The following is a 14,895-nucleotide window of genomic DNA, read 5'->3' on the forward strand; positions in this document are numbered from 1 at the left end:
TGACGTTCTAACCTAGGATACGGTCCAGAATTGGCCGGCTAGTCGACTTCGATAACCACGTCGTCGGTGACGGGGTGGCCCACGCAGATGAGCACGTAGCCCTGCTTCATTTCTGAGTCAGACAGGCCTTCGCGCTCATCCAGGTGGACTTTGCCCGAGAGGCACTTGCCGCGGCAGGCGGTGCACAAGCCAGCCTGGCAGCTGTAGGGCAGGTCGATGTCCTGGTCGAGAGCCGCTTCCAGAATAGTCTGGCTGGGCTTCACCTCGATTTCGTACTCGGCGCCCTCGTAGTGAATGGTGACGGTGCGGGCCGTGATTTTATCGTCGGCCGCGTCCGATACGTCGCCGTGGCCGTTGGCCTGGCCGGCGGCGGCCTCAATGGTTTCGGCGGCGGCCACGAAACTCTCGCGCTGAATCCGGGCGGCCGGCACGCCGAGCAAATCCAGTGCGGCGCGGGCTTCGGTCATCAGGCCCTCGGGGCCGCAGAGGTAGTATTCGGCCTGCTGGGCCGGAAACTGGTGGCGCTGCTCGAGAATGCGCAGCAGCGTGGTCCGGTTGAGGCGGCCGGTGTGGCGGTGGCCCGAGGTGGGGCTGGTGGGCTGGCTAAACACGTGCTCGACCTGCAGCCGGCCGCCGGCCTGGGCCTCCAGTTGCTGCAGCTGCTGGCGGAAAATCACCGATTCCTCGTTGCGGTTGCCGTACACGAGCAGCACGTGGCTCTGGGGCTCGTCGCGCACGACGGCCTTGAGAATCGACATGAGCGGGGTGATGCCGCTGCCGGCGCCGACGAGCACGATGGAGCGGGCCGCTTTGGGGCTGGTTTTGAGGGTAAAGTTGCCCAGCGGGGCCATTACTTCCAGCTGCTGGCCCACTTTTACCGTATCGAGCAGGTAGTTGCTGACCAAGCCACCAACGACCCGCTTCACCGTAACCGACAGGCGCGGGGCCTCCGAAGGGGTGCTGCTGAGGGAGTACGCCCGGCGCTCTTTTTTACCGCCGGGGCCGCAGGGCAGAATCAAAGTCAGGAACTGGCCGGGTTCACACGCCACGGGCTGGCGGTCGGGCCGTTCGAGGTGAATGGTAGCGGCGTCGGCGGTTTCGTGGGTGATTTCCACAACGTTAAGCATCAGGTACGGGCTGCTCATCGGGGGTACTGCTTCGGGGATTGGAGAGGAAAAATCAGGGTTTACGGCAGCGTTTCGGCGCCGGGCGTGCAAAGTACGGCAAATGGGGCGGCTTGGTCGGCATGCGCATTGGGTTTAGCTTGCGCCCCTCCTACCTTCTTCTGTTGAAATAACGATTTTAGCTATGTCTGGTTTTGACCTTGCGGCCCTGCTCGAACGCCACCAGCACGAGTTCGGCCCCGTGCTGCCCGTCGACCTGAATGCCCCCGAAGTGGCCCGCCTCGACTTCACGGCCGCCAACCCCATCCTGGCCACGGCCGACCTGCGCGACACGGAGGCTTTTGAAACGCTGGTGGCCCGGCTGCTGGAAGAGCAAAACGCGCTGATTGGCGTGGGCGGCTACCTCGAAAACCGGGTTATCTACCGCCGCAGCCCCGGGCAGTTTGGCGACCCCACCGTGCAGGCCCGCTCCCTGCACCTGGGCGTGGACGTGTGGCTGCGGGCCGGTACGCCGGTGCTGGCCCCGCTGGACGCCATAGTGCACAGCGTGGCCGACAACGACCATTTCGGCGACTACGGCCCCACCGTGATTCTGCAGCACGAGCTGGAAGACACTACGTTTTACACCCTCTACGGCCATTTGGGCCGGGCCGAAGTGGCCCTGCTGCGCGCCGGCATGACCCTGGAAAAAGGTGAGAAGTTTGCCGAGGTGGGCCCCCACCCCGAAAACGGCGACTGGCCGCCCCACCTCCACTTCCAGGTTATGGCCAATATGCTGGGCTGGGAAGGCGACTTTCCCGGCGTAGCCCTGCCCACCGAACGGGAGCAGTGGGCCCAGCTCTGCCCCGACCCGAATCTGATTCTGCAGGCGCAGGTACTGCAGTAGCGCTTTGGCTCATGGTTCAGCTTTTCCTGCAACTGTTCGTAGTGCTCGGCAGCCTACTGGGCTCCCCACCGACTTACAAGACCTACCACAACGCCCGTTTCGGCTTCAGTATCGATTACCCGACTACGTTGCGGCCCCAGCCCGAAGCCGATAATGCCGACGGCCGCCGCTTCGTCTCCGCCGACGGGCAAACCAGCCTGACGGCCTACGCGGGCTACGATGTGCTGGACGGGGGCCTGGCCCAGTACCAGCAACTGTCGCGGCGGCACTGGCAAGGGAAAAAGGCGACGCTGGTCCTGGACCAAAAACTGGCTACGGGCTTCGTTTTGTCCGGGACGCTGGGCCCGGATATCTTCTACGAAAAAGCAGTGCTGCAAGCCGGCACCCTGACTACGTTCGTCTGGCAGTACCCGGCAACTCGCAAAAGAGAAATGGATGCCGTTATCCGCCACACCATCAGCACCCTGCAGCCCGGCGAGTAGGCGGGGGTAAGTGTGCCGGCACAGGCGTCACGCCCCCTCACCGGACTTGGACGGCCGAAGCCGAAACGCTATTTAGCATCCCCGAAGCAAAACCGGCCGCAGCTCTTTCGGAGCTGCGGCCGGTTTTGCTTCGGGCCCGTTAGGCGCGCTGGGCCTGGGGTTTGAGCGAGGTCAGGTCGGCAATGCGGACGGGCTGCCCGCTGTCGATGCTTTTGCGGGCGGCAATACCGATGAGCACGGCCAGGGCCCCGTCGCGGCTGCGGGCGGCCTGCCGGAAAGGGTCCTGCCCGCCGGGGTTAAAGATTTGCTTGCGCAGGCGCACGTCGCCGCCACCGTGGCCTTCTTCGGTATTGGGAATCTGGATCAGCTCCCGCTTGCCGAAGTTGGTCGTGACCTGAATCTCGTCGAACTTCTCGGCTTCCCAGGGCTGCTTTTCCTTGATCCAGGCGTCAATTTTGCCCTTGGTGCCATTAAAGGAAATCCGGTAGCCCTCGTAGGGCGAGTAGGTGGTGAGCGAGTAGCTGACCTGCACGTTGTTGGCGTACTTGATCTGGACGGCCATTTTGTCAAAGATGTCGATGTCCTCGCGCCACACGCAGCCGTCGCGGTGGTAGCCATCGTACTTCTCGTTGTCGACGTAGAGCTTGGTCAGGCGCTCATCCTTGGTGATGTCCCAGTAGAACTGGCACTTGTCCTTGTGGGGGCAGGGCCGGCAGTGAGAGTGGCGGAAGCTGTTGTTCTTGCCGTAGAAGTTCAGCTGCCCGTTGCCGTACACCGATTCCGGGTCGGAGTCGAGCCACCAGTTGAGCAGGTCGAAGTGGTGGGAAGCCTTGTGCACGAGCAACGAGCCGCTGTTTTCGCGGCGGCGGTGCCAGCGCCGGAAATAGTCGGCCCCGTGGTACACGTCGAGGTACCAGTGAAAGTCGGCCGAGGTGACGGTGCCGATGACGCCGCTACGCAGCAGCTCGTAGAGCTTCTGCCGGTGGGGCGAGTAGCGGTAGTTGAAGGTCACCATCACCGTTTTGCCCGTGCGCTTTTCGGCCTGCAGAATAGCTTCGCACTTCTGCTCGTCGGTGGTCATGGGCTTTTCGGTAATGATGTTGGCCCCGTACTCCATGCCCTTGATGATAAACTCGTTGTGGGTGGCATCCACGGTGGTCACGATGAGCAGCTCAGGCTTGGTCTGCTTCATCATCTGGTCGAAGTTGGTGAAGGTGGGGCAGCTGACGCCCAGCATTTTCTTGCCGGTTTCCACCCGGCCGGGGTTGCTGTCGCAGAGGCCCACGAACTCGATTTGGTCGCCAAACTCCTTGAGCACCGCGGTGCCCCACATGCTCAGGCCGCGGTGGCCGGTGCCTACCATGGCTACGCGCTTGCGGGAGCCGGCCAGGGCGGCGGCCAGCACGTTGTCGGTCAATAAAGTACCGGCCAGGGCCGTGCCGGTGGTTTGGAGAAAATTTCGGCGATGCATGGGAATTGGCAGCTTAGAAGGAACGGATGGGGCGCCGCAGTCCGGCCCGCAGCGGGCTGCTACAACCGGGCGGCGTTACCCTGCTTAAGCTGGCAGGATTCCGGCGGAGTTTGAAGCAAACCGCCGTTTTTATCTCCGCAAACGTTCCCGGCAACGTTGTCAGTACCAACCAGCTACCAGCCGGGCCCCGCCCCGAAATGCGGTAGCCGCTGGGGCAAGACCAAACGGCGCCGTATTTTCACCGGGCCGGCGTCTTAGCGGCAGCCGCTCCTCCCCTTTCACCGTGCTTTCCACCCCACCCATGACTCCAGTGTTTCAATGGACTGTATTGCTGGCCATCCTGCTGCCCGGTATGGCCTGGAGCGTGCGGGCGGGCAAGCTTACGGTAGCCGCGGGCCTGACCGGTGGAGTACTCGGCATTTTGATTTTTCTGGGCGCCGGCTTCTGGGGCGTGGGCGAACTGGCGTTGTTTTTCGCGCTGGGCACGGGCGCGTCGGCCTGGAAAGTGGCCGAGAAGCGCCGCCTGGGGCTGGCCGAAGAAAACAAGGGCCGGCGCACCACCGGCCAGGCCCTGGCTAACGGGGGCGTAGCGGCCCTGACGGGCCTGCTGGCGTGGTGGTGGCCCGCGCACCAGGCTGTTTTCCAGCTGATGCTGGCCGGCAGCTTTGCCGCCGCCACGGCCGATACCCTGTCCTCGGAGCTGGGCAACGTGTACGGGCGCCGCTACTACAACGCCTGGACCTGGCGGCCCGACACCCGCGGCCTGAACGGCGTGGTAAGCCTGGAAGGCACGCTGCTGGGCCTGGCCGGCAGCGGGCTGATTGCGGTACTCTACTGCCTAGGCGTGGGCTGGAGCCGGGATTTTGTCTGGCTGCTGGTGGCTGGTACCGCGGGCAACCTGGCCGATTCGCTGCTGGGGGCCACGGTGGAGCGGCGGGCGTACCTGAGCAACAACGCCGTGAATACTCTCAATACGGCGGTGGGCGCCCTAACGGCAGCTCTGCTCTACTGGCTGTTGTAGCCGGTAAAGTTCAGCAGAAAAGAAGGTTGGGCGGGGTAGTGGCGGCTTGGCCGCGGGCAGTTGGTGGGCCTAGGTGCTGCCCTTGCAGAGGCAGCACCCGGAGAAACCCTCACTCACCATTAAAAAAACTATCGGGGGCAAGTTCAGCATTTTGCCTTTTCCCAGGCAGGCGTTGTCGCTGAGTAGCAGCAAATTCTAGATGAATCGGACTTTATTCCATCTGAACGGCCAGAGCTTATTATCCACAGGTGAAGCCCGGGCTGGGGTCAGTATAAATTTTCCTGGTTAAGCTCAACAGCCCGACCTGCCCCAGGGCTGGTTACATGGGCCACTTGGCCGACGTTCAACCCGGGTGATTTCCAACTCTTGGTCCGACGCAACTTGCCGGTGCTACTTACTGAAGGCTTGGTCCAGGAACTGGTAGCGGGCCCGGTGGGCTTCGGTTTCGGCTTTGGTCGTCACGTCCACGCGCAGCACGGGCACGGGACCCGAGCCCTGGGCGGCGGGCCACGCGGGCAAGCCTTTGCCGTTGGGGTTGCCGGTTTTGATAAAGTTCGCGAAGTAGCTCTGCAGAGTTTCTGAAACCTTGTAGTCGTCCGGGGTCCAGGCGTATACTTTGTTGGTGGCCAGGTTGCCCAGGGCGTATTCAATTTCGGCCGAATGCACGGCGCCCGTAGCCGCCGGGGCTTTGGGAGCCGCGCCCGAGCCCTTGATAACGCCCCCGGCCAAGCCAGCCGTGGCGTTGCCCATGGCGGCCGTCATGGCGGGCCGGGGCCGGGCAAACAAGTAGCGGTACACGGGCTGCCCGCCGGTCTGACGGTGGGCATCGGCCCATTTCCAGGTGCTGTAGGCTATAAACCGGTCCCCGGCCATATCGGTGGCGGCCTGCTCAGCCTGGGCATCGGTGGCGGCCGGGTAGAGCTGCAGGGCTTCGGCGGCGCGGCGGCCGTAGAGCTTTTGCACCGCGGCGCGGAAATTATCGGCCGTGGGAGCTTCTTTCCCCAACAGGAAGCCGGGGCTCATTTCCTGGGAGTTCCAGCCCACCAGCAGCGGCACGCGGGCCTGCTGCCCAGCGGCGAAGATTTCGGCGGGCTTACCCAGGAAAAAGTACCCGTCGATGGTGGGCGCCAACCGCGGAGTACCGGGCTTACCCGCCGCCTCGAGCAGCTGCTGGGCCGGCAGGGCCCGCAACGCGGCTAACGATGGAGCGCCGATGCTGGCCGCAAACGACAACCCGGCTTGCTCTGCCTCGCTCAGGGGCACGGGCCCAAAGCTGGTGTTCAGCATGGAACCACTCTCGCCGATGGCGCGGGCAAAGGTATTTTTGGCCAGCGGCGTGACCATCTGGGCGCTGACCGACATGGAGCCTGCCGATTCACCACCGATAGTTACCTGCCGCGGGTCGCCGCCAAAGGCGGCAATATTCTGCTGCACCCAGCGCAGGGCCGCGCTCTGGTCCATGAAGCCGTAGTTGCCGGAGCCGTTGTGGCCCGACTCCCGGCTGAGCTCGGGGTGGGCCAGAAACCCGAATACGCCGAGGCGGTAGTTGACCGTAACAGTCACGATGCCGCGCCGGGCCATGCTTTCGCCGTCGTAGCGCAGCTCGGAGCCGTCGCCGGCCTGGAAGCCGCCGCCGTAGAAGTACACCAGCACGGGCAGCCGCTCCCGGTCGGTTTTGGCCGGCGTCCAGACGTTCAGGTAGAGGCAGTCCTCGCTCACGCCGTTGGAGCGGAAACTCATGTCGCCATACAGCGGCAGCTGCATAGCGCGGGGGCCGAATTGCTTGGCGGCCCGCACCCCGGTCCAGGCGGGCACGGGCTGGGGCTCTTTCCAGCGCAACTCTCCCACCGGTGGAGCCCCAAACGGCACGCCCTTAAACTCCCGGATACCAGCCGCCGTGACCGAGCCTTCGAGTATGCCTTCGGCTACCCGAACCTGAGTGGGCGCCAGCTGGGCTAGCTTTGGGGTCTGGGCAGCAACCATTGGCGACACTACCGGCCCCAGGAGCAGCAGACCCGAGAGCAGCTTTACTCCGGTTTTCAGCCACGAGCGGACGGAAGGAAAAACCAGCTGGCTGTCGGCCGTAGCAAGACGCAGGGTCATAGTCATAAACGACGGATAAGTAAGGTCAGAAACACGCTGGAAGTAGGGAGGCAAGGCGCGGGCGCCTTGCCGGGCAAGTTACAATACGGGCAGCCTCGGCCGACAGGAGCCCAGGAATTCAAGGCTAGGCGAAACCCACGGCAGACTAAGTTGTAGCGGCCGGCAGCTCCACCACAAACGTGCTGCCCTCGCCCTCGGTACTGGTAAAGGAAACCTGGCCCTGGTGCAGCTCCACGATGGTTTGAATCACGGACATGCCCAGGCCGGTGGTTTTCTCGCCGCGCAGGCCGGGCCGCCGGGCCTTGGTAAACTTGTCGAACAGCACGGGCTGGTACCTGGCCGGAATTCCCACCCCGGTATCGGCTACTATCACCCGCACCCGGTCTTGGTCGGCTTCCACGCGCACGGTGATGTGGCCGCCGTCGGGGGTAAACTTCACCGCGTTGGAAATCAAGTTATTAATTACCTGGTGAAACTTATCCATGTCTACGTTGACGTAGACTGGGAAATCAGGGGCCTGTAGGTCGAAATGCAGGTGCAGTAAGGTTTCGGTGCGCTGATACTCCTCGACCAGGGTTTTCATCCACACCACCAAATCGGTACGGGTCAGGTGGAGCTCCACGCTGGCCGACTCCATAAACTCCGCATCCACGAAGTCGTGAATCAGGCTGACACTGTCGCGGCAAGTGCGCTGCATCAGGCTCAGCATTTTCTGGGCGTGGGCCGAGAGGTGGCCCTGGGTATCCAGTTCGAGCTGCTCGGTTAGCTGCTGCAGCATCAGGAGCGGGCCGGCCAGGTCGTGGGACAGAATTTCGAGCACGGCGTTCTTTTTGGTGCCGAACTTCTGCAGGTTGATGATATTTTCCTTGCTCCGGGTTACGTCCAGGGCGCTGCCCGTGAGGTATTCTTGCCCGTCGGGGCCCAGCACCCGGCACAGATTCACCGACAGCCACTGGGTATTGCCATCCGAGCGGGACAGGCGCAGCTCCAGGCCTTCGAGCACCTCGTCGAGGCCGGCCTGTTCGAGGCGGTGGGCCACGTACTGCCGGTCATCGGGGTGCAGGCGCTTGAGCAGGTGGGGCAAGTCTTCGTTGACGTGCTGAGCCGGGTCGCCGGTTAGCAGTTGAAAGGCCTCACTGACGTAAACAACGCGGTGCTCGGCGGGCAGGTACACGAAGTACGCGGTTCGGCCCAACTCCAGCAGTGGACGAAAGAGGGCATAATAATCGGTCATAGCACGGGGCGCGAATAATCTTATGGTCTACTACGCCGAAGGTTATTTAGTTGTTGAGCTAGCTCAGCAACAAGGCCCGTAGAATCCGGCGGCCGCAGCCGCAGCTCGACATAACCTTCCCCCGTGGAGGCAGTATCTTCCAACGGCTGGCCAGCGCAACAAGTCGTTAAGGTAGCTTTTCAGCCTGCCTTTCCAAACCTCAACCACGATACAATGTCCCAACTCCTTCAGCAGGTGGCCCTCATTACCGGGGCTGATTCCGGCATCGGCCGGGCCACGGCCATAGCCTTTGCCCAGGCCGGGGCCGACGTCGTTATCTGCTACCACACCGATGAGCAAGGGGCCGACGAAACCCGGCAAGCCGTGGAACAAGCCGGCCGCCGCGCCCTGGTGCAGCAGCTCGACGTGAGTGACTCCGGCCAGGTGGCTGAGGTCTTTGCTAGTGCTTTGCGGGAATTTTCCCAGCTTACCATTCTGGTCAATAATGCCGCGGCGCCGGGCGCCAAAAAGCCGGTGGCCGACATGGCGCCCGAAGACTTCGAAAAGACCATCCGCACCAACCTGCTGGGGCCGTTTTACTGCGCCCGGCTCTTTATTCAGCACCGGCAGCAGCAGGGCGGCCGGGGCAAGATCATCAACGTGTCCTCAATTCACGAGGAAGTGGTATCGGCGGGCACCGCCGACTACTGCGCCTCCAAGGGTGGCCTGCGCAACCTGATGCGGACCCTGGCCCTGGAACTGGCCGAGGCCGGCATCAACGTTAATAACATTGCCCCGGGCATGATTCTGACCCCGATGAACCAGTCGGCTATGGACAACCCCGAGGAACGGCAGCAGAAAGAGCAGCGCATCCCGATGAAGCGCGCCGGGCAGCCTGAGGAAATTGCCAAGCTGGCCCTGTTCCTGGCCTCCGCCGATTCCGACTACGTCACCGGCTCCACCTACGTCATGGACGGCGGCTTTATGCGCATGCTGGCCCAGGGAGCTTGAGTTTTAATGTGCTCAGGTGCTAATGTGGGGAATGTGAGGAATGTGGAAAATGTGCTGAATGTGTCCTTGCGAGCAGCGCGAAGCCATCCGTCCGCTGAAGTGTGCCAGGTTCCCTAAAGTGAAAAGCCCTTTTCCGTTCGATACGGAAAAGGGCTTTCTGGTAAAAGGTCAGGTTGTGCTGCGCAGAGGACGGATTGCCACGGCCTTCGGCCTCGCAAGGACACATCCTTTACATTAGCCTATCAGCACATTAAGCATTAGCACGTTAGATAAGCTTATCCGGGGTGATGGGCAATTCGCGGATTCGTTTGCCGGTGGCGTTGAAGACGGCGTTGGCAATGGCCGGGGCTACGCCAATGATGGCAATTTCGCCGATGCCTTTCGTGCCCAGGGCATTCACGTGGGGGTCGGGCTGGTTGACGAAGGCCACCTGCACGTCCGGGGAATCGGCATGAACGGGCACGTGGTAGTCGGCAAAGTCCTTGGTGACGTAGCGCCCGAACCGGTCGTCGATGTGGGCCGCCTCCATCAGGGCCATGCCAATGCCACCCACGGCCCCGCCCTTCATCTGGTTGCCGGCAGTTTTCTCATTGATAATCGTGCCCGCATCGGCGCAGGATACCAGCTTACTGACCCGCACTTCGCCGGTCAGCTCGTGCACCCGCACTTCGGCAAAATGGACCGAAAACGAGTACATGGAGTACTGCTGACCTTCCGGCCCGGGCTTGGCTTCCACGGTTACGGCTTTGTCGCCGCCCTGCTTTATCAGGTCGGCGTAGGCCACGCGGGTAGCCGGGTTACTGCTCAGCGCGAGGTAGCCGTCGGCCAGGGTTACGTCTTCCTTTTTAGCCGCGGCAAAAGCGGCGTTGCCGGCGCCGGCCAGTTGGCGCAGCTTGTCTTTCAGGGCCAGGCAGGCTTCCTGGGTAGCCGGGCCCACGCTGTTGACGGTGGAAGAGCCGCCCTGGGTGCCAGCTTTGGGAAACGACGAGTTACCGAGCTCAAACCGGATTTTCTTGGGGTCCAAACCCAGCGTGTCGGCCGCAATCTGGGTCATCACCGTGCCGGTGCCGGGCCCGATATCGGTGGTGGCGCACTGGAGCAGCACGGTACGGTCGGGCCGCAGCTGGGCGCCCACGGTGGCCGCGCCGCGGTGGGCCCCAAACGTGCCCACGCCCATGCCGTAGCCCACTAGCCACTCCCCGTCGCGCAGGGAGCCGGGCTTGAGCTGACGCTTGTTCCAGCCAATCCGCTCGGCGCCCAGCTGGTAGCACTCCTTCAGAAACTTGGTGCTCCAGGGCTTGTCTTTCTCCGGATCCTTGTCGGTGTAGTTGCGCAGGCGGAATTCGAGCGGGTCGAGGTTGAGCAGATGCGCCATTTCATCCATGGCCGACTCCAGGGCAAAGGCGCCGGTGGCCTCACCCGGGCCCCGCATCCAGATGGGCGAGCAAATATCCAGCGAAGCCAGGCGGTAGCGCGTCGTCACGTTGGGCGCCTGGTACATCATCCGCGTCTGGGCCAGGGTCGACTCGGTAAACTCCTCGTAGCTGGAAGTCTGCCCGATGGACTCGTGGGTTATGGCCGTGATTTTACCGTCGGGCGTAGCACTCATGCCCAGCTTCTGCCAGGTGTAAGGCCGGTAACCCACGTTGGTAAACATCTGCTCCCGGGTCAGCATCAGCTTCACGGGCCGGTTCACGACTTTGGCGGCAATAATGGCGGCCGACTCGTGGGGCCAGCTGTGCAGGGCGTTGCCAAAGGCCCCGCCCACGAAGGTGGCAACGACTTTTACGTTTTCCTCGGGCAGGTTCCACTCCTTAGCAAAGTCGCGGCGGGTGGCCATGGTGCCCTGGGTTTTGTCGTAAATCGTGAGCCGGTCCGGAGCTTCCCAGTGGGCCGTAATGGCCTGCAATTCCATGGGGTGGTGTACCTCGGTCGGAATAACGTACTCACTTTCCAGCTTGATGGCGCCCGTTTTGTAGGCATCGACTTTGCCGCGCTGGTAGTCGTTCATCGGGTGCTTGGGATTCTTCTTGGCCGCCGTGGGCAAAAAGGCCTCCGACGCACTGGCTTCCAGGTTGGTTTTATGAGTTTCCTGGGCGTACTGGCCTTTCACCAGGCGCGCGGCAAAGCGGGCCCGCTCCCAGGAGTCGGCCACGACGACGGCAATAACCTGGTCGTTGTAGCGGATTTTGTCGTCCTTGAAAATCTTCAGCGGCCCGCCCACCGTGGCCGGTTGCGAGGGGTCTTTGCCGGCCGTTTCGAAGCCGGGCACCTTGGGCGAGTTGAAGTGGGTAATGACGGCCAGCACGCCCGGGGCCCGCTCGGCGGCTTTGGTGTCGATGCTGGTGAGGCGGCCTTTGGCAATGGTGCTGCCCACCAGCACGGCGTAGGCCATGTTGGGCAGCTCGTATTCGGCCGAGTACTTGGCGCCGCCGGTTACTTTCAGGTGGCCGTCCACCCGGTTCATCGGGGCCCCGATCTGCTTGTTTTGCGCTTGCTCTTTCATGGGAAAAGTCGGGATTAGGCGGCCGAAGCAGCGGTGCGCAGGGCCTGCACAATGGTGTTGGGCCCGAGCTTGAGCTTGTAGGCGTTGTATTTGAAGGCCTTGGCACCCTGCATGGCGACTTCGGCGGCTTGCCGGAACGAGGCTTCGGTAGCGGGCTTGCCCACCAGGCTTTGCTCGGCGGCCGTCAGGCGCCAGGGCTTGTGGGCCACGCCGCCCATAGCCAGCCGGGCCGCCTTGATGGTGTTGTTTTCAATGTCGAGGGCGGCGGCTACCGACAGCAGGGCAAAGGCGTAAGAGGCCCGCTCCCGCACTTTCTGGTAGTGCACGTATTTCGTAAAGGGCCCGTCGGGAATATCCACGGCCGTTATCAGCTCACCTTTTTCCAGGTTGGTGTCCTTTTCCGGCGTGTCGCCGGGCAGGCGGTGGAAGTCGGCAAACGGAATGCGCCGCTCCCCTTTCGGGCCCGTCACGAGCACCGTGGCATCCAGGGCCACCAGGGCCACGCTCATGTCGGAGGGATGCACGGCAATGCACTTGTCGGAGAAGCCGAAAATGGCGTGCATCCGGTTGATGCCTTCCAGGGCCCCGCAACCCGAGCCCGGCTCCCGCTTGTTGCAGGGCATGGCCAGGTCGTAGAAATACGAGCAGCGGGTGCGCTGCAGCATGTTGCCGCCCACGGTGGCCATGTTGCGCAGCTGGGCCGAGGCGCCGGCGTTCAGGGCCTGGGCCAACAGGGGCTGCCGTTCCCGCACCTGCTTGTCGTCGGCCACGGTGGCATTCAACGCCAAAGCGCCGATGCGCAGGCCGTTGTTTTCGCGCTCAATCTTATTGAGCGGCAGCCTGTTGATATCCACCAGCTTCTGGGGCGTGGCAATGCCGCGCTTCATCAGATCCACCAGGTTGGTGCCGCCGGCAATGAAGGTGGCGTTCGGGTCCTTGGCTACGGCCTCAATGGCGGCCTGCGACTTGGTGGGCCGCACGTACTGAAACTGGTTCATACCTTCTGTCCTCCGTTTTTCACTTCCTGAATGGCCGCCACGATGTTCGAGTAGGCCCCGCACCGACAAATATTGCCGCTCATGTACTCCCGGATTTCGGTTTCGGAGCCGGCGTGGCCCTCGCGCACGCAGGCCACGGCCGACATAATCTGGCCGGGGGTGCAGTAGCCGCACTGGAACCCGTCGTGCTTGACGAAGGCTTCCTGCATGGGGTGGAGCTTGTCGCCGTCGGCCAGGCCCTCGATGGTCGTGATTTTCTTGCCGTCGTGCATCACCGCGAAGCTCAGACAGCTATTCACCCGCTGCCCGTCCACGTGCACGGTGCAGGCTCCGCACTGCCCGTAGTCACAGCCTTTCTTGGTGCCGGTCAGGTTCAGGTTTTCGCGCAGCAGGTCGAGCAACGTGGTGCGCGGCTCCACCGAGAGCTTGTACTTCTTGCCGTTAACTTCGAGTTTGAGCGGTACTTTTTCGAAGGCCCCGGCCACTTTTTCGTCCAGCTCGAAGCTGGCAGCCTGCACCACGGGGCCCGGCACCAAGGTAAAAGCCGTCAGCAGCGACGACTGCTTGAGAAACGTGCGGCGACCCTCGTCGCGGGGCGTCGGTTGATTAGAAGAGGAAGACATAGCCATAGGAAAAGAAAAGTCGAAAGGAAGGCCCGGAACAGCGGGGCGGCCAGCGGCGGCGCTTGGCCCCGGTTCTTGTAACTGCGGAATGGGCCGGCGGGTTAAGCCGGAGCGGCGGAAAATTTGGCACTTTTAAAACGGTTTAGCACCAACCCGGCGCTGATTACCGTTTTGTCCCGCCCCACGCACGACCGCCAGAAAGCTGCAAAAAGCCAAAGCCCTCTGCCAAGCAATGACAAAGGGCTTTGGGGAATGTTGCGTGGCCGAGCAGCCGGCTTAGTCGAACTTGATGGCGGCCACGGGCCGGATCCGGGAAATGAGGTAGGTCGGAATCAGCACGGCCAGCAGTGAAGTCAGGAAGGTGGCCACGTTCAGCACCACGACCATCGTGGGGTCCCAGAAAATCGGCACCCGGTCCATGTAGTAGTTCTCGGGGTCGAGCGGGATGGGGTGGAAAAAGTACTGGATGGCGCAGAAGCCCAGCCCAATGAGGTTGCCGTAGACCATGCCCCGCAGCGTCAGGCTCAGGCCGCGGTAGAAGAACATGCTCCGAATCTGGTTGTCGGTGGCGCCCAGGGCCTTGAGGACCCCAATCATGTTGGTGCGCTCCAGAATCATGATAAAAATGGTGGCTACCATGTTGAAGGTGGCCACGAAGATGATCAGGATCAGAAAGATAACCACGTTGCGGTTCAGCAGCTTGAGCCAGTCGAAGAGCTGGGCGTACTGGTCGGTGATTTTGTCAAGCTTCAGGTCGTAGCGCAGGTTTTCGTACATGTGGTCCGAAACCGGGTCGAGCTGGTTGAAGTCCTTGAGCACGACTTCCACCCCGCCCACCAGCGAATCGGGCCAGGCATTGAGCTCCCGAATCTGGCGGATGTCGCCGATAATGTAGACCTCGTCGAACTCGTCGAGGCCGGTCTGGTAAATGCCCTTGACGTTGAATTTGCGCACCCGGGGCGGGTTCTGGATAAAGTAGAACAGGGCCGCGTCGCCAACTTTGAGCCGGAGCTTGTCGGCCACTTTGCGGCTGAGTAGCACGTCGGTGCTAGCGGCCGAGTCCGGAAACGAGAGGAACTTGCCCTGCACCAGATTTTCGCGCATCGGCGAAATACCGTCTTTTTCGTCGATGCCCTTGAGCACCACGCCCAGCACTTCCTCCTTGGTCTTGATGATGGCCGTCTTGCGGGCAAACGATTGGGTCGACTTCACCTGCTTGAAGCGGTGTAAGTCCTTGATTAGGCGGGGCCCGCCAATGGGCTCAACCTCCAACGAGTTGTTGGTATCGTACTTGCTGACCTGCAGGTGGGCGCCGAAGGAAAAGATCTTGCTTTGAATCTCATTGCGGAAGCCTTCCAGGATGGCAAACGACACAATCATGACGGCCACCCCCAGCGCAATACTGATAATGGCTATTTTTGTCACCGAGGAGGTAAAAGACCCCGTGTCGGCTCCGT

12 protein-coding genes are annotated in these 14,895 nt (G+C 62.3%); 4 read left to right on the forward strand and 8 right to left on the reverse strand.

Translation table 11 applies throughout. The features are described from left to right. Positions 1-38: 38 nt before the first annotated feature. A complete protein-coding gene (locus CLV45_RS12505; RefSeq protein ID WP_394338483.1) occupies positions 39-1,127 on the reverse strand; it encodes a 2Fe-2S iron-sulfur cluster-binding protein in 1,089 nt (362 codons plus the stop codon). 181 nt (positions 1,128-1,308) lie between these two features. On the opposite strand from CLV45_RS12505, the gene CLV45_RS12510 reads away from it, so the two are divergent. Together CLV45_RS12510 and CLV45_RS12515 are read left to right on the forward strand one after the other, a co-directional pair. Further along, on the forward strand, positions 1,309-2,010 hold the full coding sequence (locus CLV45_RS12510) for a peptidoglycan DD-metalloendopeptidase family protein (RefSeq protein WP_100336685.1): 702 nt from the start codon (positions 1,309-1,311) through the stop codon (positions 2,008-2,010). 11 nt (positions 2,011-2,021) lie between these two features. After that, positions 2,022-2,492 (forward strand): hypothetical protein, encoded by a 471-nt coding sequence (locus tag CLV45_RS12515; protein ID WP_100336686.1) that lies wholly within the window; start codon positions 2,022-2,024, stop codon positions 2,490-2,492. A 139-nt stretch (positions 2,493-2,631) separates the two neighbouring features. On the opposite strand, the gene CLV45_RS12520 is transcribed toward CLV45_RS12515, so the two are convergent. Continuing rightward, positions 2,632-3,963 (reverse strand): Gfo/Idh/MocA family protein, encoded by a 1,332-nt coding sequence (locus CLV45_RS12520; RefSeq protein WP_100336687.1) that lies wholly within the window; start codon positions 3,961-3,963, stop codon positions 2,632-2,634. Between the two features lie 301 nt (positions 3,964-4,264). Here CLV45_RS12520 and CLV45_RS12525 point away from each other — a divergent pair, with 301 nt between their 5' ends. Continuing rightward, entirely contained in the window at positions 4,265-4,984 is a 720-nt protein-coding gene (locus tag CLV45_RS12525) for a DUF92 domain-containing protein (protein WP_100336688.1), read from the forward strand. A gap of 390 nt (positions 4,985-5,374) precedes the next feature. On the opposite strand, the gene CLV45_RS12530 is transcribed toward CLV45_RS12525, so the two are convergent. Both CLV45_RS12530 and CLV45_RS12535 read right to left on the reverse strand, forming a co-directional pair. Further along, positions 5,375-7,087 carry a carboxylesterase/lipase family protein gene (locus tag CLV45_RS12530; RefSeq protein ID WP_394338484.1) on the reverse strand — a complete coding sequence of 571 codons (1,713 nt, stop codon included), beginning with the start codon at positions 7,085-7,087 and terminating at the stop codon, positions 5,375-5,377. A gap of 145 nt (positions 7,088-7,232) precedes the next feature. Further along, positions 7,233-8,321 (reverse strand): PAS domain-containing sensor histidine kinase, encoded by a 1,089-nt coding sequence (locus CLV45_RS12535; protein WP_100336689.1) that lies wholly within the window; start codon positions 8,319-8,321, stop codon positions 7,233-7,235. Between the two features lie 213 nt (positions 8,322-8,534). Here CLV45_RS12535 and CLV45_RS12540 point away from each other — a divergent pair, with 213 nt between their 5' ends. Then, on the forward strand, positions 8,535-9,311 hold the full coding sequence (locus tag CLV45_RS12540; protein WP_100336690.1) for an SDR family NAD(P)-dependent oxidoreductase: 777 nt from the start codon (positions 8,535-8,537) through the stop codon (positions 9,309-9,311). Between the two features lie 265 nt (positions 9,312-9,576). Here CLV45_RS12540 and CLV45_RS12545 read toward each other — a convergent pair whose 3' ends face one another. The 4 genes from CLV45_RS12545 to CLV45_RS12560 all read right to left on the reverse strand — a co-directional run bounded on the left by CLV45_RS12545 (position 9,577) and on the right by CLV45_RS12560 (position 14,863). Further along, a complete protein-coding gene (locus CLV45_RS12545; protein WP_100336691.1) occupies positions 9,577-11,817 on the reverse strand; it encodes a xanthine dehydrogenase family protein molybdopterin-binding subunit in 2,241 nt (746 codons plus the stop codon). Between the two features lie 14 nt (positions 11,818-11,831). Further along, positions 11,832-12,815, reverse strand: a complete 984-nt coding sequence (locus CLV45_RS12550) for an FAD binding domain-containing protein (protein ID WP_100336692.1) — start codon at positions 12,813-12,815, stop codon at positions 11,832-11,834. Continuing rightward, the gene (locus tag CLV45_RS12555; protein ID WP_157807455.1) at positions 12,812-13,438 is read right to left on the reverse strand and encodes a (2Fe-2S)-binding protein; all 627 of its coding nucleotides are present in this window, start codon (positions 13,436-13,438) and stop codon (positions 12,812-12,814) included. The genes CLV45_RS12550 and CLV45_RS12555 overlap by 4 nt, the downstream gene beginning before the upstream one ends. Before the next feature lie 276 nt (positions 13,439-13,714). Further along, positions 13,715-14,863 (reverse strand): ABC transporter permease, encoded by a 1,149-nt coding sequence (locus tag CLV45_RS12560; protein WP_245882840.1) that lies wholly within the window; start codon positions 14,861-14,863, stop codon positions 13,715-13,717. Between the last annotated feature and the right edge of the window lie 32 nt (positions 14,864-14,895).

This window comes from Hymenobacter chitinivorans DSM 11115 (assembly GCF_002797555.1).
In the GTDB taxonomy this organism is placed as follows: domain Bacteria; phylum Bacteroidota; class Bacteroidia; order Cytophagales; family Hymenobacteraceae; genus Hymenobacter; species Hymenobacter chitinivorans.

Bases quoted from the DNA above. Each gene is read 5' to 3' on its own strand.
- CLV45_RS12505 (WP_394338483.1), bottom strand. From the start codon at position 1,127: ATGCTTAACGTTGTGGAAATCACCCACGAAACCGCCGACGCCGCTACC.
- CLV45_RS12510 (WP_100336685.1), top strand. From the start codon at position 1,309: ATGTCTGGTTTTGACCTTGCGGCCCTGCTCGAACGCCACCAGCACGAG.
- CLV45_RS12515 (WP_100336686.1), top strand. From the start codon at position 2,022: ATGGTTCAGCTTTTCCTGCAACTGTTCGTAGTGCTCGGCAGCCTACTG.
- CLV45_RS12520 (WP_100336687.1), bottom strand. From the start codon at position 3,963: ATGCATCGCCGAAATTTTCTCCAAACCACCGGCACGGCCCTGGCCGGT.
- CLV45_RS12525 (WP_100336688.1), top strand. From the start codon at position 4,265: ATGACTCCAGTGTTTCAATGGACTGTATTGCTGGCCATCCTGCTGCCC.
- CLV45_RS12530 (WP_394338484.1), bottom strand. From the start codon at position 7,087: ATGACCCTGCGTCTTGCTACGGCCGACAGCCAGCTGGTTTTTCCTTCC.
- CLV45_RS12535 (WP_100336689.1), bottom strand. From the start codon at position 8,321: ATGACCGATTATTATGCCCTCTTTCGTCCACTGCTGGAGTTGGGCCGA.
- CLV45_RS12540 (WP_100336690.1), top strand. From the start codon at position 8,535: ATGTCCCAACTCCTTCAGCAGGTGGCCCTCATTACCGGGGCTGATTCC.
- CLV45_RS12545 (WP_100336691.1), bottom strand. From the start codon at position 11,817: ATGAAAGAGCAAGCGCAAAACAAGCAGATCGGGGCCCCGATGAACCGG.
- CLV45_RS12550 (WP_100336692.1), bottom strand. From the start codon at position 12,815: ATGAACCAGTTTCAGTACGTGCGGCCCACCAAGTCGCAGGCCGCCATT.
- CLV45_RS12555 (WP_157807455.1), bottom strand. From the start codon at position 13,438: ATGTCTTCCTCTTCTAATCAACCGACGCCCCGCGACGAGGGTCGCCGC.